General features: G+C 52.0%; 5 tRNA genes. All 5 read left to right on the forward strand.

The features are described 5' to 3' along the window. Positions 1-3: 3 nt before the first annotated feature. The 5 genes from ACZ76X_RS29005 to ACZ76X_RS29025 all read left to right on the forward strand — a co-directional run bounded on the left by ACZ76X_RS29005 (position 4) and on the right by ACZ76X_RS29025 (position 432). Positions 4-79: transfer RNA gene (locus ACZ76X_RS29005), tRNA-Val, on the forward strand. Between the two features lie 8 nt (positions 80-87). Continuing rightward, positions 88-171: transfer RNA gene (locus ACZ76X_RS29010), tRNA-Tyr, on the forward strand. A gap of 11 nt (positions 172-182) precedes the next feature. Next, positions 183-257 (forward strand) — tRNA-Gln (locus tag ACZ76X_RS29015). A gap of 4 nt (positions 258-261) precedes the next feature. Further along, positions 262-337: transfer RNA gene (locus ACZ76X_RS29020), tRNA-Lys, on the forward strand. 14 nt (positions 338-351) lie between these two features. Continuing rightward, positions 352-432 (forward strand) — tRNA-Leu (locus ACZ76X_RS29025). The last annotated feature ends 20 nt before the right edge of the window (positions 433-452 follow it).

Below are 452 nucleotides of genomic sequence, written 5' to 3' on the forward strand. Positions count from 1 at the left end.
AATGGAGGATTAGCTCAGCTGGGAGAGCACCTGCCTTACAAGCAGGGGGTCGGCGGTTCGATCCCGTCATCCTCCACCATATATGTCGGAGGGGTAGCGAAGTGGCTAAACGCGGCGGACTGTAAATCCGCTCCTTCGGGTTCGGCAGTTCGAATCTGCCCCCCTCCACCATTCTTAATTAATGGGCTATAGCCAAGCGGTAAGGCAACGGACTTTGACTCCGTCATGCGCTGGTTCGAATCCAGCTAGCCCAGCCATTAAGAGCCATTAGCTCAGTTGGTAGAGCATCTGACTTTTAATCAGAGGGTCGAAGGTTCGAGTCCTTCATGGCTCACCATTTTAACAAAATATGCGGGTGTGGCGGAATTGGCAGACGCACTAGACTTAGGATCTAGCGCCTTTGGCGTGGGGGTTCGACTCCCTTCACCCGCACTTTTAATAAAATAACTTAT

Source organism: Bacillus sp. BC05(2025), from assembly GCF_056725905.1.